At 67.0% G+C, this 21,097-nt stretch carries 21 protein-coding genes; 11 read left to right on the top strand and 10 right to left on the bottom strand.

The genetic code is table 11. The annotated features are described in order from the left end of the window. Positions 1–104: 104 nt before the first annotated feature. From GTK09_RS06210 to GTK09_RS06205, 3 genes are all read left to right on the top strand, one after another. Positions 105–329, top strand: a complete 225-nt coding sequence (locus tag GTK09_RS06210) for a cold-shock protein (protein WP_163461941.1) — start codon at positions 105–107, stop codon at positions 327–329. A 200-nt stretch (positions 330–529) separates the two neighbouring features. Beyond that, entirely contained in the window at positions 530–670 is a 141-nt protein-coding gene (locus tag GTK09_RS27145; RefSeq protein ID WP_203560899.1) for a hypothetical protein, read from the top strand. 220 nt (positions 671–890) lie between these two features. Then, positions 891–1,121, top strand: coding sequence for a hypothetical protein (locus tag GTK09_RS06205; protein ID WP_163461939.1), 231 nt, complete (start codon positions 891–893; stop codon positions 1,119–1,121). Between the two features lie 217 nt (positions 1,122–1,338). On the opposite strand, the gene GTK09_RS06200 is transcribed toward GTK09_RS06205, so the two are convergent. The 6 genes from GTK09_RS06200 to GTK09_RS06175 all read right to left on the bottom strand — a co-directional run bounded on the left by GTK09_RS06200 (position 1,339) and on the right by GTK09_RS06175 (position 8,183). Further along, on the bottom strand, positions 1,339–1,491 hold the full coding sequence (locus GTK09_RS06200) for a hypothetical protein (protein ID WP_163461938.1): 153 nt from the start codon (positions 1,489–1,491) through the stop codon (positions 1,339–1,341). Positions 1,492–1,576: 85 nt separating this feature from the next. After that, complete coding sequence (locus tag GTK09_RS06195) at positions 1,577–2,470, bottom strand: patatin-like phospholipase family protein (protein ID WP_312869669.1); 894 nt, start codon at positions 2,468–2,470, stop codon at positions 1,577–1,579. Further along, positions 2,467–3,798: a M16 family metallopeptidase gene (locus tag GTK09_RS06190; protein WP_163461936.1), complete on the bottom strand. Its 1,332-nt coding sequence runs from the start codon at positions 3,796–3,798 to the stop codon at positions 2,467–2,469. Before GTK09_RS06190 ends, GTK09_RS06195 begins: the two co-directional genes overlap by 4 nt. A 22-nt stretch (positions 3,799–3,820) precedes the next feature. Then, positions 3,821–5,359: a M16 family metallopeptidase gene (locus GTK09_RS06185; RefSeq protein WP_163461934.1), complete on the bottom strand. Its 1,539-nt coding sequence runs from the start codon at positions 5,357–5,359 to the stop codon at positions 3,821–3,823. A 151-nt stretch (positions 5,360–5,510) separates the two neighbouring features. After that, the gene (rsmD, locus tag GTK09_RS06180; protein ID WP_163461932.1) at positions 5,511–6,071 is read right to left on the bottom strand and encodes a 16S rRNA (guanine(966)-N(2))-methyltransferase RsmD; all 561 of its coding nucleotides are present in this window, start codon (positions 6,069–6,071) and stop codon (positions 5,511–5,513) included. Positions 6,072–6,077: 6 nt separating this feature from the next. Then, positions 6,078–8,183 (bottom strand): pseudouridine synthase, encoded by a 2,106-nt coding sequence (locus tag GTK09_RS06175; RefSeq protein WP_163461930.1) that lies wholly within the window; start codon positions 8,181–8,183, stop codon positions 6,078–6,080. A gap of 241 nt (positions 8,184–8,424) precedes the next feature. Between GTK09_RS06175 and GTK09_RS06170 the strand changes: the two genes are divergently transcribed. Continuing rightward, positions 8,425–8,871 (top strand): nucleoside deaminase, encoded by a 447-nt coding sequence (locus GTK09_RS06170; protein ID WP_163461928.1) that lies wholly within the window; start codon positions 8,425–8,427, stop codon positions 8,869–8,871. A 40-nt stretch (positions 8,872–8,911) separates the two neighbouring features. On the opposite strand, the gene GTK09_RS06165 is transcribed toward GTK09_RS06170, so the two are convergent. Together GTK09_RS06165 and GTK09_RS06160 are read right to left on the bottom strand one after the other, a co-directional pair. Continuing rightward, positions 8,912–9,607, bottom strand: coding sequence for a hypothetical protein (locus GTK09_RS06165; RefSeq protein WP_163461927.1), 696 nt, complete (start codon positions 9,605–9,607; stop codon positions 8,912–8,914). 368 nt (positions 9,608–9,975) lie between these two features. Next, positions 9,976–13,290 (bottom strand): isoleucine--tRNA ligase, encoded by a 3,315-nt coding sequence (locus GTK09_RS06160; RefSeq protein WP_163461925.1) that lies wholly within the window; start codon positions 13,288–13,290, stop codon positions 9,976–9,978. A 348-nt stretch (positions 13,291–13,638) separates the two neighbouring features. Here GTK09_RS06160 and GTK09_RS06155 point away from each other — a divergent pair, with 348 nt between their 5' ends. Beyond that, on the top strand, positions 13,639–13,911 hold the full coding sequence (locus GTK09_RS06155; protein WP_163461923.1) for a hypothetical protein: 273 nt from the start codon (positions 13,639–13,641) through the stop codon (positions 13,909–13,911). Here GTK09_RS06155 and GTK09_RS06150 read toward each other — a convergent pair. Together GTK09_RS06150 and GTK09_RS06145 are read right to left on the bottom strand one after the other, a co-directional pair. Next, entirely contained in the window at positions 13,880–14,863 is a 984-nt protein-coding gene (locus tag GTK09_RS06150; RefSeq protein ID WP_163461921.1) for a bifunctional riboflavin kinase/FAD synthetase, read from the bottom strand. The two genes, GTK09_RS06155 and GTK09_RS06150, sit on opposite strands and share 32 nt — an antisense overlap. Further along, on the bottom strand, positions 14,860–15,717 hold the full coding sequence (locus tag GTK09_RS06145) for a TIGR01459 family HAD-type hydrolase (RefSeq protein ID WP_163461919.1): 858 nt from the start codon (positions 15,715–15,717) through the stop codon (positions 14,860–14,862). Before GTK09_RS06145 ends, GTK09_RS06150 begins: the two co-directional genes overlap by 4 nt. Before the next feature lie 358 nt (positions 15,718–16,075). On the opposite strand from GTK09_RS06145, the gene groES reads away from it, so the two are divergent. From groES to GTK09_RS06115, 6 genes are all read left to right on the top strand, one after another. Continuing rightward, positions 16,076–16,375: a co-chaperone GroES gene (gene groES, locus GTK09_RS06140; protein ID WP_083592059.1), complete on the top strand. Its 300-nt coding sequence runs from the start codon at positions 16,076–16,078 to the stop codon at positions 16,373–16,375. Positions 16,376–16,467: 92 nt separating this feature from the next. Further along, positions 16,468–18,120 (top strand): chaperonin GroEL, encoded by a 1,653-nt coding sequence (groL, locus tag GTK09_RS06135; protein ID WP_163461917.1) that lies wholly within the window; start codon positions 16,468–16,470, stop codon positions 18,118–18,120. 344 nt (positions 18,121–18,464) lie between these two features. After that, entirely contained in the window at positions 18,465–19,028 is a 564-nt protein-coding gene (locus GTK09_RS06130; protein WP_163461915.1) for a DUF805 domain-containing protein, read from the top strand. 179 nt (positions 19,029–19,207) lie between these two features. Continuing rightward, on the top strand, positions 19,208–19,396 hold the full coding sequence (locus tag GTK09_RS06125; protein ID WP_163461914.1) for a CsbD family protein: 189 nt from the start codon (positions 19,208–19,210) through the stop codon (positions 19,394–19,396). A 260-nt stretch (positions 19,397–19,656) separates the two neighbouring features. Next, the gene (locus GTK09_RS06120) at positions 19,657–20,112 is read left to right on the top strand and encodes an RrF2 family transcriptional regulator (RefSeq protein WP_163461911.1); all 456 of its coding nucleotides are present in this window, start codon (positions 19,657–19,659) and stop codon (positions 20,110–20,112) included. Between the two features lie 129 nt (positions 20,113–20,241). Continuing rightward, entirely contained in the window at positions 20,242–21,012 is a 771-nt protein-coding gene (locus GTK09_RS06115) for a sulfite exporter TauE/SafE family protein (RefSeq protein ID WP_163461909.1), read from the top strand. The last annotated feature ends 85 nt before the right edge of the window (positions 21,013–21,097 follow it).

The raw sequence follows: 21,097 nt of genomic DNA, 5'->3' as shown, positions 1-21,097 counted from the left end.
ACACTCAGGCGATGATGCGCAACCTTGGTGGCCGCATCACGCGGCCCTGCGGACTTCCTTGATGGTGACGGTCCCATGGTTCGGTCCTCCTTCCCAAAAATAGCATGGAAAGAAGATTAAGAGGACAAACCGTGAAATGGTTTAATTCCGACAAGGGCTTCGGCTTCATCGCGCCTGACAACGGCGGCGGCGATGCCTTCGTCCACATCAGCGCGGTCGAGCGCTCGGGGCTCAGTGGCCTGCAGGACGGCCAGAAGGTCTCCTATGAACTCGTCGCCGATCGCAAGAGCGGCAAGATGTCGGCTGAGAACCTCACCACCATCGCCTGACGATCTTTCTCGCGGCGCGCCAGCGCCGCGAGACCCGGATCGGCTCGGCACCAACTTGGACAGGGATGTCCTTGTGAACCCTTTCCCCGATCCGACGGATGCAGCGCTGCGAATCGCTCGCTGCCTTGCACTTTGTCGTATGCAGATGCCCCCGCCGCGCCGTGTCCGACATGGCGCCGGACCGGCGCACGGAGACGAACATGTCCAAACGACAAGGCAATCGCGAAGTCCGCAAGCCGAAGGCTGAAAAGCCGAAGGCTCTGGCCGCCGAGCCGACGTTCGGGAACTTGGGGAAGGGCTCCCTGGAGCCGCTCAAGCCGATGAAGAAGAAGAAGTCCTAGCGCAGCGCCCGCCTTGGGGCCCCATTCGGCCGCTTTCGACATCGCAGGGTGAAGTTGCCTACGCCTCGCAGGAGAGCTTCGATCCGGCTTCGACGAGCCGCAGCGAACTCGCCCGGGCGTGAATTCGCTGCGGACCTTGGCGTCGACCCGGCGAGCGCGAAGGCATGGCGTGTCGATATCGATCCCTGCAACAGTCCAGCCGATGCGAGAGGACACCGCCATGATCAACTCCCGAATGACGCGCGAGCGCGCCGAGAGCAATTTCCATCCGAAGAGCGAGCGCAGCGAAAAGGGTTCGGCGGTGCGCACGATCCAGGCCAGCCGGCTTCTCGTTCAAGCCAAGTCGGCGAAACTGAAAGAGCTTCGCTTGGCGCGAGACGCGACGATCATCGTCGCGCCAGCCAAGCCTGCCAAGCCTGCCAAGAGCCGGCGTACCAAGCAGGGCGCGTGACCGCCCCTGAATGAAGGAGCCGTTCGGGCGGACCTCCACGCCCGCGACCCCGGCCCGATCTGTCTTCGACCGTCACTGACGAACCGGAGCCGCCTTCGACGGAACTTCGGCCTCGAGCCCGCATCGTGGGAAGGCCGCCGTCTTGATTCCCGAGGCATATGGCGAAACCGATCCCTTGCCGACGGGGGAGCGCTTTTGCCGCCCCGAAGCGACCCTTCTACCGCTCGGCAAGGCCCGTCTCGGCGCCGACGGCCCAGCGCCAGCCATCTATGCCGCCGCTATCGCCATGGGCGCGGCGCTCTTCCTGCGTATCCCGTGCGAAGCGACGGGTAGGCGGCGAAACGTCGGTGACGCCATTTGAGCCCTGCATGCCGACCGATGATCGACGGCGCAATTCGGCATCTGAAGCGAAAGGCGAAGCCCTCGCCAGGAAAAGACAGCGGTTCGGCTGCCCGTCAGCTCGATGCGCAGGCCGCGGCGCCGATCCGGGCCGAACCACCCACGCCCTTCAGCCGGGCCTCGACATAGCGGTCGATCGCCCGCTTGGCCTCCTCCCGAAGGCTTTCCGTCGCCATCAGGATCTCGTTGGAGCGCAGGAAGTCGAGGACACCATAGGCGGAGACGGCGGGGCGGAAGAGCAGGTCGGGCGGCGAGATCTTCACCTTGATGTCGATGATCGACTGCATCGTCAGCTGCGAGGCACCGATCATCGCCTTGATCGGGGTCGGCATGTGCTCGACATCGCCTTCCGGCCCGCCATTGACGTCCACCGCGACGGTGAAGTCGGCGACGCCCTTCAGCCGGTCGAAGGGAAGCGGGTTGTAGATCCCGCCATCCACGAGAATCCGCCCGTCGCGCCGGACCGGGCGGAAGATCGCAGGGATCGCCGCCGAGGCGGCGATGGCGCTGCGCAAATCGCCGCTGTGGAGCTCGAGCTCCGTTCGCGCGTAGAAATCCGTCGCCATGACCCCGAGCGGGATCTTCAGCTCCGCGAAAGTCAGCGGCACGTCCGGCGGCATGAAGGCCATGATCACCCGCCGGGCGTTGAGCTGGCCGATGCGAAAGCCGCCGTCGCTCAGGAACTCCTGCAAGGACACCGGCCGGGTCTGCCACAGCCGGCCGATGACGATCCGCGGCGAGGTGAAACAGTCGAGCATGTAGGCGCGGATGTCGCGGGCGGGCATGCCGCTCGCATAGCCGGCGCCGATGATCGCGCCGATCGACGAGCCGATGATGCGCACCGGCCTGATGCCGAGATCGTCGAGCGCCTGGAGAACATGGATGTGGGCGAGGCCCCTCGCCCCGCCGCCGCCGAGAGCAAGGCCGAGCCGCATGGCGGACCCGGTCAACTCGCCGCCGGGCCGACCGTGACGACGGTGGGCGAAACGTCGAGCAGCTTCTTCGCCGCCGCCTTGACGTCGTCGAGCGTGACGGCGTCGATCAGCGCCTGGCGCTCGTCGATATAGTCCTTGCCGAGATCGTCCAGTTGGATGCCGACGAGGGTCTGCGCGACGGCCAGAGACGAGTCGAGATTGCGCACCGCATAGGAGCCCTTCAGATAGGCCTTGGCCTTTTCGAGCTCCTGTTCGCTCGGGCCTTCCTCGGCCATGCGCTGCAGCTCCTCGCGGATGATCCCGACGGTCTGCGGCGCGGCATCCGCGCGGGTCGCCGTTCCGATCCCGAGGAGTGCCCCGTGATCGTAGCTGGCAAGATAGGAGTAGGCGCCATAGGCGAGACCGCGCTTCTCCCGGATCTCCTCATAGAGCCGCGACGTGAAGGAACCGCCGCCGAGGATGTGGTTCATCAGATAGGCCGCGAAGAAATCGTCGTCCGAGCGCATGACGCCGGGCATGGCAACGCGGATATTCGTCTGCGGCACGGCAAGGTCGAAGTTGACGGTCTTGCCCAGCACCGGCTCCGCCATCGGCACGGTCTTCAGGTCGGCCTTCTCGGGGAGAGACCCGAATACCTGATCGAGCCGCTTCTTCAGCGCCTCGGGCGTGATGTCGCCCACCACCCCGACGACGAGATCGTCCTTGGCGAAGACGCGGGCGCGGAACTGCTCGAGATCGTCCGCGGTGATCGCGGCGAGGCTTTCCGCCGCGCCCTCGTCCGGCCTGGAATAGGGATGACCCGCAAAGACCGTCTCGCGGAACACCTTCGAGGCGATCTTCTCGGGATCGTTGCGATCGGCAAGGATGCCGGTGACGATCTGGCCGCGGATGCGGTTCACCGGCTCTTCGTCGAAACGGGGCTCGGTGAGCGCCAGATGCAGGAGATCGAAGGCCTCGTCCTCGAAGTCGGTGATCGTGCGGAACGAGCCGGTGAGGTTGTCGTAGCCCGTCTCGAAGCTCATCGACACGCCGAGATCGTCGAGCTTGGCCTGGAAGTCGGCGCTCTTGATGTCACCGGCGCCCTCGTCGAGAAGCCCGGTGAGAAGGTTCGAAAGACCCTCCTTGCCGTCAGGATCCTGAGTGGAGCCGCCGCCCTTGAAGGCGAAGTTCACCGCGATCAGCGGATTGGAATGGTCCTCGACGAGGAGCGCCTTGATGCCGCCCGGGCTGGTGACTTCCTGGATGTCGACGGCTTCCGCCGGCCCGGCGGCAAAGCCGAGAAGGCCGAAGGAGGCCGCCGCAGCGAGGCTCTTGAAGCCGAAAGAGAGAGCTTTCATGGTCATTGGCTGTCTTTCGTGAAATCGCTTACGAGCGGGACTCGGCGGCCGCGGGCTCGGCCGCATCGGCGCCGCTTGCGGCAGGCTTCGCCCCGCCGGTCGCGGCATCGGCGGCCATCGGCGCCTTCGGCTTCAGATAGCCGGTGACCGAGCGCTCGGGCGTCAGATATTTGCGCGCGGCCGCGTTGACGTCGGCGACGGTGACCGCTTCGATCCGTTCCGGCCAGGTCTCCACGTCCTTCAGCGTACGCCCGGTCGAGAGCGCCGCGCCGACGCGGCGGGCCATGGCCGTCTGGCTGTCGCGCAGATAGATCATGTTCTTGCGCACCCGGTTCTTCGCCCGTTCGAGCTCGGCCTCGGTAACGCCGTCCTCGCGAACCTTGGCGATCTCGGCATCGATCGCCGTCTCGATGTCGGCAAGGCTCGCCTCGCCGCGCGGCATGCCATAGACGCCGAACTGGCCTTCCTTCAGCGCTGTGCCGGCATAATAGGCCCCGGTACCGGCGGCGATGCCCTTCTCGACCACCAGCGAGCGATAGAGCCGGCTCGTGGTGCCGCCGCCGAGGATGTCGGAAAGAACGTCGAGCGCCTCGGCTTCGCCGGGCTCGGCGATCGTCTCGCCCGGCACCAGATAGACCCGCTGCATCGAGGGCTGCGTCACCTTCTCGTCGACGAGGGTGACCGTGCGGGCGGCCAGCGGCTCAGGCTCCAGCGCACGATCCCGATTGCCGGGATCGGCCCGCTGCTCGACCTTGCCGAAGGTCGCTTCGGCGAGATCCTTCACCTCGGCGGCCGTCACGTCGCCGGCGACGAGCAGCGTCGCGTTGTTGGGCGTGTAGTATTTGTCGTAGAAGGCGATGGCGTCGTCGCGCGAAAGCTGCTCCATCTCCGAGCGCCAGCCGATGACCGGAATGCCGTAGGGGCTGTTCTGGAACAAGGCCGCCCCCACGGCCTCCTGGAGTTGCGCGCCGGGATCGTTGTCGACCCGCATCCGCCGCTCCTCGAGGATGACGTTGCGCTCGGGCTTCACGACCTCGTCCGTCAGGACGAGATTGGCCATGCGGTCGGCTTCGTAGCCCATCACCATCTTCAGCGCCGAAGCGGGAACCTGCTGGTAGTAGCCGGTATAGTCGTCGGTGGTGAAGGCGTTCTCCTGGCCGCCGATGTCGGCGACGGCGCGGGAGAACTCGCCCTCCGGATGGGTCTTGGTGCCCTTGAACATCAGATGTTCGAGGAAGTGGGCGATGCCGCTCTCGCCCGGCGCCTCGTCGGCGGCGCCGACGTGGTAATAGACCATCTGGGTGACGACCGGCGCCCGGTGATCGGGCAGCACCACGACCTGCATGCCGTTGTCGAGGGTGAATTCGGTGATCCGTTCTTCCACCGTCTCATGATCGGCGGGCGTCCCGGCGATCGTGTCGGATTTCCGGGTGGAAGGGGCGCCGGCCTTCGCCGCGCTCGCCGGGTCGGTCTTCGTCGCGGTCTCGGCGCCGGCTCCAAAGACCGGGCCGAAGGCGAGAATGCCGGCGAGGGCGGTGGCCGAAACGGCGCGCATGACCTTTGTCATCTGGTCGTCAATCCTCGTCTTCGTGGTGTCGATTTGCGGGCGACTATGCCGGAGCCGGCATTCGCTGACCACTTACGGTTTGGTTAGAACGTGCGCCCGATCCCCGTGAACCGTGCACTTGCCCGTGATATGAGGGGTGAGCATGGCGAGTTTATGGGCCGGCCAGCCGGAGGAAGCGGAGGATCGTCGCGCCCATCGCGCGTTCGTCCACGCGGTCGAACCCCGTCGGCGGATCGAAGGCGGCGCTCGCCGCCTCCTCGACCACCGCCAGCGCCCCCGGCTTCAGCCAGCCGCCGTCGCGCGCCGAGACGAGCGCCTTCTCGCCGAGGCCCTTGCCATAGGGCGGATCGGCGAAGACCATGTCGAAGGGTTCCATCGTCCCCGGCACGCCGAGCTTCGTCGCATCGCGGCGGAAGATCTTCGCCCGGCCGTTCAGGCCGAAGGCCTCCATGTTGGCCCTGACGATCCCCCGCGCCTCGGCGTCCTCCTCGACGAAGAGGCAGAAGCGCGCGCCCCTCGACAGAGCTTCCAGGCCGAGCGCCCCGGTGCCAGAAAAGAGATCGAGGATACGGGCATCGACGAGGTCGAACGCCTCGCCATGGGCGAGGATGTTGAACAGCGTCTCGCGGTTGCGATCGGTGGTCGGCCGGATCCCGTCGCTCTTCGGCTCGGCGAGTTTGCGGCCCTTGAACTCTCCGCCGACGATGCGCATCCGGCCCTAGTCCTTCCTGGGGCGTTTCGGACCGAAGCCGCCGGCGGAGCCACCCTTCGGCTTGGCGCCCGTCCGCCGCTTGCCCATACGCTGGGTCGGATCGACGGCACGCGGCTTGTCTGCCCGCTCGGCCTTGGCCTCTTCGCCGGCCGCCTTCTTCGGGCCCATGGGCCGCCCGCCGGGGGCGATCCAGACGTTCGAAAGCCGCCTTCCGGCCGAGACCGGCCGCATCGGGCGCTCGTCCGTCTCGCCGCCGGGCTTACCCGCGCCGAATTTCCTGTCGCCGAACTTGCGGTCGCCGAACGCCTTGTCGCCGAACCCGCCGCGGGCCGGCTTGTCGCCGTCGAAGCGCTTCGGCCCGCGGGCATCGCCGCGGCTGCCCTCCCTGGAGCGCGGCCCCGCCCCGCCGTCACGGCCATCGCCGCGCCCGCGCTGGGGCTTGTCGCCGAACGGCTTGCCGGCGGCGTCCGGCCTGGCACGGCGATCTGCACCTTCCGAACGGGCCGGACGCGGGGCACCCTGAGCCCGGGCGGGACGATCCTCGCCCCTGTCGCGGCCCGGCCTGCCGGCTCGGGTATCGAGCCGGCCGAGCGCGTCCTCGCGCTGCTCCTCGCGCTGGCGCTTCTTGTTGGGTGCGGTCTCGCTGCGGGGCCGCTTCGCCTCGCCGTCCTTGGCCCGCGGCGTCCTCGCCGCCTCGACCGGCTTGTTGGAGAAGGGATTGACGATCGGCGCGTCGAAATCGGCGCCGGCCTCCTCGATCAGGCGCGGCCCGAGCTGGTCGCGCAGCGTCTTGCCGTGGATCTCGCGCACCGCGCCTTCGGCCAGATCAGCCAGCTGGAACGGCCCGTAGGACAGGCGGATCAAGCGGTTGACGTCGAGGCCGAGATGACCGAGCACGCGCTTGACCTCGCGGTTCTTGCCCTCGCGCAGGCCGAGCGTCAGCCAGACGTTCGAACCCTGCTCGCGATCGAGCGTCGCCTCGATGGCGCCGTAGAAGACCCCGTCGATGGCGATGCCCGCGCGCAATTCGTCGAGCTTGGCCTGATCGATCGTGCCGTGGGCGCGGACCCGGTAGCGCCGCAGCCAACCGGTGGCGGGCAACTCCAGCACGCGGGCGAGGCCGCCGTCGTTGGTCAGAAGCAGGAGGCCTTCGGTGTTGATGTCGAGGCGACCGATGGTGAGAACGCGAGGCATCTCCGCCGGCAACTTGTCGAAGACGGTCTGACGCCCTTCCGGATCCTTGTTGGTGGTGACGAGGCCGGCCGGCTTGTGGAACAGCCACAGGCGCGTGCGCTCGATCGTCGGCAGCACCTCGCCGTCGATGGTGATCCTGTCCTTCGGTCCGACGTCGAGGGCCGGCGTTTCCAGCACCTTGCCGTTCACCGACACGCGGCCCTCGGCGATCATCGCCTCGGCATCGCGGCGCGAGGCGACGCCGGCGCGGGCAAGGCGCCGGGCGATCCGCATGGTGAGCGCGGCCTCGCCCGCGGCGTCCGCTGGCACGGCCGCTTCTCCGCCGTCGCGGCGCGGGCGTTTGTCGAAGCGCTCGGCCTTACCCGCGCCGGCGTGCCTTTCGGCGCCATCCGACTGGCCGGCGCGGGCGGGACGCTCCTTGCGAAAACCGCCCTTCGCGCCGTCCTTGCCGCCCGCCCACCGATCGTTGCGACGTTCGGCGCCGAGCGGGCGGGCCTTGCGCTCGCCGCCCTCGCCTTCACCGGCCGGAGCCGCATCGTGGCTGCGACGACCGTAGCTCTTCGGCCTGCCGGGCTTGCCATCCTCCGTCCTGGCGCCGCCATGGGAGACCATTCCCCGACTTTTCGGGGTGAAGGGCTTGCCGCCCTCGCCGCGCGCACGGAATGGCCGGCCCTCGCCGCCCGGCTTCGCGTCGCCGCCGGCGCCCTCGCGCTTGCCGGCGAAAGGCTTGCGCGGCTTGTCGCCAAAGGCGCGCGGCTCGCCCGATCCTGCAGGGCGGGCGGCACGCCGGGGCCTGTCGCCCCTGTCACCGCCTGCAGGTCCCCGACCCTTACCGCCGCCGGCCGGCGCTCCGGCACCCCGTTTCGGGCCGCCTTTGCCCGGCTTGCCGCCTTCGCCCGTCTTGTCGTCGTCGCTCATCGTCATGCTTTCAAATGTCACGCGCCGTCGACGGGCCTTGGCCCGGACGCTCGCTCAAATTGCCGATCCGATTGGCCGGTCGCTCGCCCGCAGGCGAAATGCGCCTGCACGCCACGGCATTCACCCGCCCTTCGAGCTTTGCTCCGCCCCTTGCCGGGGAGGCACTGCCGCGATGCGGCTTCCGTCATCCATTGCGAGTGCTATAGCAAGGCTTGCACCGCCGAGTAAGACCGATCAGCCGATGACCCGCCGCAATTTCATGGACCTTGCCCTCGAACAGGCCGATCGCGCGGCAAGGCGCGGCGAGGTGCCGGTCGGCGCGGTGATCGTCCGGGACGACGCGGTGATCGCGGCGGCGGGCAACGAGACGATCGCGCGGGCCGATCCGACCGCCCATGCCGAGATCGTCGCGATCCGCCTCGCCTGCGGCGCGCTGGGCGACCAGCGGCTGACGGGCTGCGATCTCTACGTGACTCTGGAGCCCTGCGCCATGTGCGCGGCGGCGATCTCCTTCGCGCGGATCCGCCGGCTCTATTTCGGGGCCTTTGACGAAAAAGGCGGCGCCGTCGAAAACGGGCCGCGCTTCTATTCGCAACAGACCTGCCACCATGCGCCGGAGGTCTATTCCGGCATCGGCGAGGTGGCGAGCACCGCACTTCTGCGCCGCTTCTTCGCCGAGCGACGCTGATCGCTCGACCCGTTCCTCTCGCCGGGAAGACAGGCGTCCGTCAGAACGGCAGGAGATCGCCGAGCTTGTCGAGGACCCCGGGACCGTTACCCCGCAGGCGCCGCTGCTTGACTTCCTCGTCCTCGCCGGGATCGCCGACCGGCGCCGTCGCGGCCGGCTCGCGATATTTGATGGGTGGCTCGGAAAGATAGCGCCGCTGGGTCGGGCTGCCCTGCTTCTGTTCCGCAAGCCGCTGCTTGATCAACTCGCTGCGGCCCTTCATTTCCTGGGGAGACAGAACCCCAGAACTATTGCGCTTCCCGCTGAAGTCGTAGCCGTCGCCGCTGGTCCGGTCGAGATAGCCCTGCGTCACGCCTTCCTTGCGCTTGGTGGTAAATTCGGCCGGCAGCGGGCCGTCGCCCTGATAGGCCGCGGCCTGGATGCGCGCCGAGCGCTCTTCCGGCGATTCCGGCCAGTTGGGATCGCCCGTCGTGTTGCGGGCAACTTGCGGCTGCGGCAGGACGCTCGTGTCTTCCGGCTTCACCAGTTCGGGGCGGGGCGTATAGGCGATCTTCTTCGAGCTGTCGTCCGAGCCGCCGATGCCGCCGATCGAGACGAAATTGTTCATGTCGTCGAAGAGCGTCTCGCCCTGCGACTTGCCGGTTCCGTAGGTCGGGCCGAGGCAGCCGCCGAGCGACAGGCACCCGAGCACCAATATGGCTGCGGCAACCCCCTTGCGGGCGGTGTTCGGCATCATGACGATACGTCCCCCTCATGCGGTCGGCAGGCCGTCATTGGCCATGCCGCTTCGAGCCCCTCGACGTCGACGCCGTGACAAAGGACCGGTCGCTCGACCGACATCCCTCTCTTATGTGCGGCGCTGACGCTCTTTTTGCGTTCGACGCCGACGCTCGCGCGTCACATTCGCCCGCCGCCGGACCATTCCCCCTAAGAACGTGCCCGGCTCCAGTTGCATAAGCGGAACCCGGCCAGAGGCCAAGCCCGTTTGTGCGACACTGGCCCGAATGGCACCCAAATCCGGCGAATTCCAGGCATGACCCTGGGGAATCGCCGAAAAATCGCGGCAGAAGACGCCGTCGTCCTGGCGCAGGCGCCGAAACCACGTCAGGCGGCGAGACGGCCTGCTGCCTTGAGTTCCCGCAGCGCCTCGGCGTCGCGGGCGGAGACGTCCGGATAGTCCGGATCCGAGCCGACGTCGCCGGTGATCTTCCAGGAGCGGGCGCATTTCAGCCCCTCCGCCCTGGCGAAGACGACGGCGACGCCGGGCGTATCGGCAAGGGTGAAGGCATCCGCCGGCGCCGCGTCACCCGAGATCTCGATGCCGGAGGTGATGCAGATCTCCGCGAAGTCGGAGGCGGCGACCAGCGCGCGGGTTTCGGCGTCGGCGACATGCACCGTCGGCCAGGCTTCCAGCGAAGAGCCGATCACCTTGTCGCGGCGCTTTTCCTCAAGCGCGCCCATGACGACGCGGCGCACCTTGCGGATCGTCTGCCAGCGTGCCGCCAGCGCCTCGTCGCGCCAGGCCGGATCGACGGCGCGGAACTGTTCGAGATGCACCGACTGGGCCTCGGGATAACGCTGCAGCCAGGCCTCTTCCATGGTGAAGGGCAGCATCGGAGCGAGCCAGGTGACGAGATGGTCGAACAGTGTCCGCACCACCTGCAGCGCCGCCTTGCGCTTCACCGACGAGAGCGGATCGCAATAGAGCGCGTCCTTGCGGACATCGAAGTAGAAAGCCGAAAGCTCCACGACCACGAAGTCGGTGAGCGCCCGGGCGATGCGCTTGAAGTCGAAGGCGTCGTAGCCCTTGCGCACGACGTCATCCAGTTCGGCGATCCGGTGCAGCATCAGCCGCTCGAGCTCGGGCATCTCGGAATAGGGGACCGTCCCGCCCTCGTCATGGGAGAGCGTGCCCAGCATCCAGCGGATGGTGTTCCTCAGCTTGCGATAGCTGTCGACATTGGTCTGCAGGATCGTCTTGCCGAGGCGCAGGTCCTCCGAATAGTCGGAACTGACCACCCAGAGGCGAAGAATGTCGGCGCCGGACTGCTTGATCACCTCCTGGGGCGTGACGACGTTGCCGAGCGACTTCGACATCTTGCGCCCCTCCTCGTCCATGACGAAGCCATGGGTGAGGACGGCGTCGTAGGGCGCCCGGCCGCGGGTGCCGCAGCTTTCCAGAAGCGAGGAGTGGAACCAGCCGCGATGCTGGTCGGAGCCTTCGAGATAAAGGTCGGCCGGCCATTTCAGGTCGGGACGCTTTTCCAGACAGAACGCGTGGGTCGAGCCGGAATCGAACCAAACGTCGAGAATGTCGCGGACCATGGTCCACTTCGTCCCGTCGTGCTCGTTGCCGAGGAAGCGTTCCTTGGCGCCTGCCGCGAACCAGGCGTCGGCGCCCTCCTCGCGGAAGGCCTCGAGGATGCGCTCGTTGACCGCCTCGTCCTTGAGGACGTTGCCGTTCTCGTCGGCAAAGACGCAGATCGGCACGCCCCAGGCCCGCTGGCGCGACAACACCCAGTCCGGCCGGTCGGCGATCATGCCGCGCAGGCGATTCTGGCCGGAGGCAGGCACGAAGCGGGTGTCGTCGATGGCGGCGAGGGCGCGGGAGCGGAGAGTATCTGAGTTGCTCTCGCTCACGCTGTCGCCGCTTGCGCGGCTGCGCTCCGCGGGGGCGGCCTGACCGGCCGGAGGCTGCGAGCCGCCCTCGCCCTTCGAGGCCGCCTGCGGCGGCACCTCAGGATGAGGGCTACGGGTGGCGCCCGCCGCCTGACCGTTTGCGGAGGCCGAAGCCCCAGCACCACCGTCAGAAGCTGTGACGCTGGCACCCCCAGCGAAGGCCGCAACACCAGCACGGGAAGCCGCAACGCCAGCACCCTCATCCTGAGGTGCGGAGCGGAGTGGAGCCTCGAAGGACGAGGGTGCGCCCTCCAGAGAGACACCCAGCCCGTACCCACCCAGATCCCGGTCCATATGGACGAACCACTGGGGGGTATTGCGGAAGATCACCGGCTTCTTGGAGCGCCAGGAATGGGGATAGGAGTGCTTCAGCCGGCCGCGGGCGAGGAGGTTGCCGGCGGCGATCAGGGCATCGATGACGCGTTTGTTGGCGTCGCCCTTCTTGCCCTTGTCGTCGATGACGCGGGCCGCCCCCTCGGGCGCGTCCGGCCCGAAGCCCGGCGCGTCCTTGGTGTAGAAGCCGTCGTCGTCGACGGTGAAGGGGATGGTGGTGTCGATGCCGCGTGCTTCGAGATCGCGACGCATCTCCATCCATGCGTCGAAGTCCTCGCGGCCGTGGCCGGGCGCGGTGTGGACGAAGCCTGTGCCGGCATCGTCGGTGACGTGGTCGCCGGCGATGAGGGGAACGGGGAAGGTGTAGCCTAGGTCGCGAAGGGGGTGGCCGACGACAAGTCCATCAAGAACGCCAACAGGAACGTCAACAACGCGGCGCCACCCGCCCTCCGGCACACGCGCCTTGACGAAGACGTCTGCGGCCAGCGCATCGGCGAGGATCAACCTGTCGCCCTGATTGGCCCAGCGAGGGGTGTCGGCGTCTTCGGGCGTAGTAACTTCATAGAGACCGTAGGCGATGCGCGGCGAGAAGGCGATCGCGCGGTTGCCGGGGATGGTCCAGGGGGTTGTCGTCCAGATTACAACAGAGGCGTCGATGAGGCTCGTCGGGTACTGCCCTTCAGGCGCTGCGCCACTCTCCTCACGGACCGGAAACTTCACCCACACCGTGTCCGACTCGTAGTCGTGATACTCGACCTCGGCCTCCGCCAGCGCCGTCCGCTCCACCACCGACCACATCACCGGCTTGGAGCCGCGATAGAGCTGGCCGCTCATCGCGAATTTCAACAACTCGCCGGCGATCACCGACTCGGCCGCAAAGTTCATCGTCAGATAGGGGTTCTTGAAGTCGCCCTCGACGCCGAGGCGGCGGAACTCTTCCGTCTGCACACCCACCCAGTGAGCGGCGAAGTCGCGGCATTCCTTGCGGAATTCGTTGACCTCGATCTCGTCCTTGTTCTTGCCCTTGGCCCGGTAGGCTTCCTCGATCTTCCACTCGATCGGCAGGCCGTGACAGTCCCAGCCGGGGACGTAGTTGGCGTCGTAGCCGCGCATCTGGAAGGAGCGGTTGATGACGTCCTTGAGGATCTTGTTGAGCGCATGGCCGATGTGGAGATTGCCGTTGGCATAGGGCGGGCCGTCGTGGAGGACGTATTTCGGCCGGCCTTCGGAAGCCTGGCGCAGCTTGCCGTAGAGGTCCATCTGGTCCCACTTCGTCAGCCATTCCGGCTCGGCCTTGGGCAGGCCGGCGCGCATCGGGAACTCCGTCTGCGGCAGGAAGAGGGTCTTGGCGTAGTCGACGGTCGCGGCGGTCTCGGCACCCTCGGTCGTCTTCGTCTCGTCGGTCATGATGTGGGTCAACCCTTTGGCGGCCGCGAAGGATCGAGCGGCGGCGGGAGGAAATTCGGCTGTGACAAGCGACGCTTCCCGGTCCCTCCGCGAGCCGGTCAGGCTGGCTGGAAGGCCGGGCGGCTAATTCGAGAGCCGATCGGGAATGCGCGCCGTGCAAACATGTGGCCGGCTTTAGCAACTTCGGGCGGCGATGAAAAGAATAGGGTCGGGCCAAACGAATAGCCCGGTCATGGCCCTCGGCAGGGACGATCCTTCCCCTAGCTTGATTGGCATCCCTTGTTCGGCGCGGGGAGAAACGCGGAAAACTGCGATCCTCCAGCGCCGCCTGCCGGAAAGCGAAAGTCCATGCCGGCCCTGTTTCGTTTTCTCGTTCGCCATGCCATCGTCGGCTTCTCGGGAGCGGCACTTCTCGTCGTCGCGCTGGTCGCGACCGATACGGCCGGTTTCGGCCGGGTGATCAGGGAGTCCGACAGCGGACTTCTCGCCGCCTGTCTCGTCGTCTATTTCCTTGGCCTGACCTTTTCCAGCGTCCAGATCGGCATTGCGCTGATGACCGGACAGGCGACCCCCGACGACGAGCGGCCGGTCAGAAGGCGATCGCCCGATCGAGATCGCTGAGGCTCGTGGCGCCGGAGAGCATCGCCCGGGCATTCTCCGAATCCCGATCCATCTGGGCGATCAGCGCTTCGGCGCCATCGAACTTCTCCTCGCCGCGCAGGAAGCCGAAGATCGAGACCACGATCGCTTCGCCGTAGAGATCGCCGGAGAAGTCGAACAGGAAGGTCTCGAACAGCGCCGCGCCATTGTCGAAGGTGGGGCGGCGGCCGAAGCTCGCGACGCCGTCGATCAACGTGCCGTCGGCCCGGCGCAGGCGGACGGCGTAGATGCCGAACTTCAGGATCGTCTCGGGCATCAGGAGGATGTTCGCAGTCGGATAGCCCAGCGTCCGGCCGAGGCGCTGGCCATCCTGCACCTGACCGCCGATGGTCCAGCGATAACCGAGCATCTCGGCCGCGCGGGCCGCCTCCCCGGCTTCCAGGAGCGCGCGAATGCGACTCGAGGAGATCGTCTCGCCGGCCGCATCCTGCAGCGCCGGAACGAGCGTCACGCCGAAACCTGAGCGCTCGCCGGACGAAACCAGCGTCTGCGGCGTTCCGCCCCGCTTGCGGCCGTAGTGGAAGTCGAAGCCGGCGACGACGTGCGCTGCGCCCAGACGCTCGACGATCACGGTGCGGACGAAATCCTCCGGCTCCATGCCGGCGAAGTCCTTGTCGAACTCCTGCTCGACCACCGCGTCGAAGCCGAGCGCCCCGAGCAGCCGCGCGCGGATCGGCGCCGGCGTCAGCCGCGGCACCGGATGCGCGGGGTCGAAGACGGTCCGCGGATGCGGCTCGAAGGTCAGGCAGATCAGCGGCCTTCGTTCGGCCCGGGCGATGTCGCGCGCCGTGCCGAGCACCGCCTGATGGCCGCGATGGACCCCGTCGAAATTGCCGATCGCGACCACCCCGCCGCGCAGTTCCGCCGGTAGCTGATCCCCGCCGAGCCGTGCGATGGTCGGTCCGCCGCTCATCCGAGCGCCGCCATGAAATATTCGGCCGAAAGGCCCTTCGCGGCGAGAACCTTGCCGACTTCCGCCGGATCTTCCGGGCGATCGCCGAAATCCTTGCCGTGGATGCCGCCGGTGATCAGGAGAACGTCGAGACCTGCATCGTTGGCGCCCTTGATGTCGGTCGCAAGCCCGTCGCCGATGGCGAGAATGCGGCTCTGATCGCTTGTTCCGGCGAGCCGGTGGGCCTCGACATAGATTGGCGGATAGGGCTTGCCGGCCATCGAGACGGTGCCGCCGGCCTCTTCATAGGCCTTGGCGATGGCGCCGCCGCAATAGATCAGCCTTTCGCCGCGATGGACGACGATGTCGGGATTGGCGCAGATCATCGGCAGGTCGTTCTGCCGGAAGGCGGCGATGAGGTCGCGGTAGTCGTCCGGCGTCTCGTTTTCGTCGTCGAAGAGGCCCGTGGTGATGACCGATTTCGCCGTCGCCGGATCGCTCACCCGTTCGACGTCGAGACCTTCGAAGAGGTCGACGTCGCGGGCCGGGCCGATGTGGAAGAGTGGGCCTTCGGCCCGGCCGATCAGGGCTCGGGTGACGTCGCCGGAGGTGACGATCGCATCATAGGCCTCGCGCGAAAAGCCGAAACTGTCGAGCTGGGCCATCACGCCCGGCGCCTGGCGCGGCGCGTTGGTGATGAGCACGACCCTCGCCCCGCCGGCACGGGCGGCGGTAAGGGCGCGCTCGGCCGCGACATGCTTGACGAGGCCGTCGTGCACCACCCCCCAGATGTCGCAGAAGATGGCGTCGTAGCCGCCGGCGATCTCGGACAGCTCGCCGATCCGGCGCGGTGCGGCGAGGGGTGCTTTCTGCATTAACTGTTCCCGGTGAATTGGCGCTTCGGGCTTGAAACTCGCACCGAGCCGATAGAGATGGGGGGGCACCGGGTCAAGCGGAGCCCGGCGGCTCGACGAGCCGTGTGGACCGGCTCGGCGCCCCGTCCCGCCTGCGACGGGACTGACTGCCTGCGACGGGACTGGCCCACTTCGCCGATCTCGCGGCCCTTGCAGCCGGGGCAAGGAAGAAAATTCCACCGCCGGTTCTTGACTTCCCACCTTCCAAATCGCTATCTGCCGGCTGTTAGCACTCCCCACAGGTGAGTGCTAGAATTTCTCGAGCCGGATGCCTGGAAGAGGCGCCCGGCACATCGTCCAACGAAGGGTTCAAACGAACATGGCAGCTGTGAACTTCCGTCCCCTGCACGACCGCGTCGTGGTTCGCCGGGTGGAGTCCGAAGCCAAGACCGCTGGCGGCATCATCATTCCGGACACCGCGAAGGAAAAGCCCCAGGAAGGCGAGATCGTCGCCGTCGGCTCCGGCGCACGCGACGAGTCCGGCAAGGTCGTCCCGCTCGACGTCAAGGCGGGTGATCGCGTCCTCTTCGGTAAGTGGTCCGGCACCGAGGTCAAGCTCAACGGCGAAGACCTCCTGATCATGAAAGAGTCCGACATCATGGGCGTCGTCGCCGCTTAAGGGCGCAACGACCTCTCGGTCTCTTTGATCAACGATACGATGAAACTTCAAACGGCGCCGGCCTTCAAAGGCGCGCCCGGGAGAAAATCAACATGGCAGCTAAAGACGTAAAATTCGGCCGCGACGCTCGTGAACGCATGCTGCGCGGCGTCGACATCCTCGCCGACGCGGTGAAGGTGACCCTCGGCCCGAAGGGTCGTAACGTCGTCATCGACAAGTCCTTCGGCGCTCCGCGCATCACCAAGGACGGCGTCACCGTCGCCAAGGAAATCGAACTCGAGGACAAGTTCGAGAACATGGGCGCCCAGATGGTGCGCGAAGTGGCCTCGAAGACCAACGACAAGGCCGGTGACGGCACGACCACCGCGACGGTTCTCGCCCAGGCCATCGTCCGCGAGGGTGCCAAGGCGGTTGCCGCCGGCATGAACCCGATGGACGTCAAGCGCGGCATCGACGCGGCCGTCCTCAAGGTCGTCGAAGCGCTCGGCTCGGCCGCCCGCTCGATCGACACCTCGGACGAAGTCGCCCAGGTCGGCACCATCTCCGCCAATGGCGAGAAGGAAATCGGCGACATGATCGCCGCCGCCATGCAGAAGGTCGGCAACGAGGGTGTCATCACCGTCGAGGAAGCCAAGACCGCCGAGACCGAGCTCGAAGTCGTCGAAGGCATGCAGTTCGACCGCGGCTACCTGTCGCCCTACTTCGTGACCAACGCCGAGAAGATGGTCGCCGAGCTCGAGGATTGCTACATCCTCCTGCACGAGAAGAAGCTCTCCAACCTTCAGGCACTGCTGCCGGTTCTCGAGGCTGTCGTCCAGTCGTCGAAGCCGCTGGTCATCATCGCCGAGGACGTCGAGGGCGAGGCTCTCGCCACGCTCGTCGTCAACAAGCTGCGTGGCGGCCTGAAGATCGCCGCCGTCAAGGCGCCGGGCTTCGGCGATCGCCGCAAGGCCATGCTCGAGGACATCGCGATCCTCACGGGCGGCACGGTCATCTCGGAAGACGTCGGCATCAAGCTCGAGAACGTCACCCTCGACATGCTCGGCCGCTCCAAGAAGGTCTCGATCACCAAGGAAAACACCACCATCGTCGATGGTGCCGGTGAAAGCGAGCAGATCAAGGCCCGCGTCGGTCAGATCAAGGCGCAGATCGAGGAGACCACCTCGGACTACGACAAGGAGAAGCTCCAGGAGCGTCTCGCCAAGCTCGCCGGTGGCGTCGCTGTCATCCGCGTCGGCGGTGCGACCGAGGTCGAGGTCAAGGAGAAGAAGGACCGCGTCGACGACGCCCTCAACGCGACCCGCGCGGCCGTCGAAGAAGGCATCGTCCCGGGTGGCGGCGTCGCTCTCCTGCGCGCTTCCAACGCCGTCGACCTCAAGGGTGCGAACTCCGACCAGGACGCCGGCATCGCCATCGTCCGCCGGGCGCTGCAGGCTCCGATCCGTCAGATCGTGCAGAACGCCGGTGCCGAGGGTTCGATTATCGTCGGCAAGATCCTCGAGAACTCCTCGCTCTCCTTCGGCTACAACGCCGCGACGGGCGAGTATGGCGACATGATCCAGATGGGCATCGTCGATCCGGTCAAGGTCGTCCGCTCGGCCCTGCAGGACGCGGCTTCGGTCGCTGGTCTCCTGGTCACCACCGAGGCGATGATCTCGGAGGCTCCGAAGAAGGAGTCGGCCGGCGGCGGCGGCATGCCCGGCGGCATGGGCGGCATGGGTGGAATGGGCGGCATGGACTTCTAAGAAGTCCGGCCGACGCTTCCCAAGAAGCAGTCGATCAGGGGCGGTCCTTCGGGGCCGCCCTTTTTGCGTTGTGAGGGTCTCGAAGCGCTCGACGCCGTTTCGGGCCCGCAGGGTCGGGCGGCGCCTCCGACGTTGTCGCGGCGTCGGCGAACCGGAACGGGCGCAACGGCACGGATCAGAGGGTAAGACGGTGCTTGGACCGTGACGGTGGGCAGCGACGCGAGACGCAATTCATTCATCGAACTTGCCTGAAGGCATGCGTCGAGTCGACTTTTCGCCCGTTCGTCAACGCTTCCCTCATGAGTTTCCGATCGAATGTTCCGCATCGTCAGTGGGGACAGGTCATGCAGTCTTTCTTCAGCTTCCATGGCCGGATCGGCCGGACCACCTACTGGCTGGCCGTCTTCACCGCCTTTGTCCTGTTCCTCGGCGGCGCGGCGATGATCGCCCTTGCAGGGAGCAACATGGCCGGCACGCTCTCCGCGGTCGCCGGCGTCGTCCTGGTGGCTGCGGGCGCCTGGATTTCCTGGGCGACCACCGTCACCCGGTTGCACGACACGGACCACTCGGGTTTCCTCGCTCTGGTCATCCTCGTCCCGCTCGGCAGCCTGGGGCTGATGGCGTATTGCGGCTTGGCCGCAGGGACACCGGGGATGAACGACTACGGTGCGCCGCCCCGGCTCGGAGGCTCCGGCTATCTCGACGAGGCCATGGCCGCCTTCGAGGAGCCGGACGGCGAACGTCGCAGCGCCTCCGTCATGCGCAAGGCGGCGGCACAGGCGACTGCGAGCGCCCCGGCAACCATGGACACGCCGCCTCGCGCAGCAGTCAGGCAGAACGGGCCAGTCCACCCTGGCGGAAGCGCCGGGCGCCCGAGCTTCGGACGGCGCAGCCTGTCGACGGCCTGAGCCTTTCCCGTCCCCCATCTTCGATCGGGGGCGCTGTGGAGATCGGCGGATGCCCTGCGACCGGCTCTGCCCCGACGCCGCGCGACAAATGTCTGATTTTGCAGGGAACGAGCCGAACGCTCCAGCGTTTTAGGTCCATAGCTGCCAAACAGTCCGGCAGCATGATCGGAGCAACGACGATGGTCGACAAGAACGAAATCAAGGGCGGCGCCAAGGAAGTCGGCGGCAAGATCAAGGAAGCTGCAGGCAGCGCCACCGGCAACCGCGACATGGAAGCCGAAGGCAAGGTGGATCAGGCCGAGGGCAAGACCCAGAAGAACTACGGCAAGGTCAAAGACGCCGTGAAGGATCAGACGAACTCGCACTGATCCTTCGACCCCGGGCCCGAACGGCTCGGGACACTGCCCATTGATCGAACCCCTGGCTTTCGCCGGGGGTTTTTCATTTCAGGCCATCTCTTTCTCCGGGCGAGCGTCCCGACAGATGGCACCGGCGCGTTCGCCGTGACGGCGGCAATCACGCCGCGAACGACCGTTCGGCCAGCCAAGGACATAAGAGGTCTCATCCTGAGGCCACTCCCAGGCATTCCCGCCTTGCGCCGGCATTTTCGGCGGCGTAAGCCGACCTCATGCTGTCACAACGCGCGCGTTACGCCATTCGGGCCATGTTCAACGTCGCGCCGCGGGCCGAACCGGTCTCTGCGGCACGGATTGCGGCCGAGGAGGCGATCCCGCGGAAATTCCTCGAAGCCATTCTCGCCGATTTGAAGAAGGCCGGTCTGGTCGAGAGCAGCCGCGGCGCCCTCGGCGGCTATCGCCTCGCCAGGCCTGGCGACGAGATCAGCTTCGCCGACGTGCTGCGCGTCGTCGACGGTCCTCTCGCCCTGGCGCCCTGCGCCAGCCGCACCGCCTACCGTCAGTGCGATGACTGCCGCGACGTCGAAACCTGCGAAACCCGAAGGACCCTGCTCGCGGTACGTGATGCCACCGCGGCGATTCTCGAGGGACGACATTTCGGGCCGTCGGGCGACGAACGGCCGGCCGCGTGTGCGATGCCGCCGCAGGACGCCCGCGTCGACAGCTGAACATCACGCGCCGCTCGTAAAAAAATGGAACCACGGTCTGCGGCGGACCGGCATTTTGGAATTTTAATTCCTACCGATCTGATAGGAATTCAATAAGCTTCCTCCGTCATCACGTTTCGGGAGCCCAGCATGAACGACTTCCTGCTTTTCTTTCTCGTCGGAGGGCTGGCGCAACTCGTCGACGGCGCCCTCGGCATGGCCTATGGCGTCGTCTCCTCCACGGTGCTTCTGTCCTTCGGGGTTGCGCCGGCAGCTGCCTCGGCCTCGGTCCACGCGGCCGAACTCTTCACCACCGCGGCCTCGGGCACCGCCCACGCCATTCATCGCAACATCGACTGGAAGCTGTTCTGGCGGCTCGTGCCGTTCGGGATCGTCGGCGGCGTCGCCGGCACCTATGTCCTGACGAGCTTTCCAGGCGACATCGTGAAACCCTATGTCGCCGCCTATCTGGCAATCATCGGCGTCTATCTGATGATCCGCTCCTTCCGGAAGATCCCGAGCCGCCCAGTCCCCGCCGCGATCGCCCCGCCCCTGGCGCTCACCGGTGGGTTTCTCGACTCCGTCGGCGGCGGCGGCTGGGGTCCGGTGGTGACGACGGGGCTGCTCGGAGCCGGCGGCGCGCCCCGCTACGTGATCGGCACGGTCAACACCGCCGAATTTCTCGTCACGCTGTCGGTCTCGCTCACCTTCCTCATCGCCCTCCTGACCGGCCATTGGGAGGAGGCGGGAGATCTGAGCGAACACGGCCTGGCCGTGCTCGGGCTGATCGTCGGCGGCGTCTTCGCCGCGCCGCTGGCGAGCTTCGTCGTCAAGCGCCTGGCCGAGACGACGCTACTCCGCCTCGTCGGCGGGTTGATCCTCACCCTCGCCGTGGTGCAGATTGTCCAGCTGATCCGCTGAAGCGATCGGGAGCGCCCTTGCCGGCCAAGGCTGCGGCGGTTTGGCAGCGTCGCCGCCGGCCGTCGCAATCCCGTCACTTGCGAAT

It is taken from the genome of Jiella pacifica (genome assembly GCF_010500815.1).
GTDB lineage: Bacteria > Pseudomonadota > Alphaproteobacteria > Rhizobiales > Rhizobiaceae > Jiella > Jiella pacifica.
Note: the sequence above shows the minus strand (reverse complement) of the source record. Positions and strands in the feature narration are given on the sequence as shown.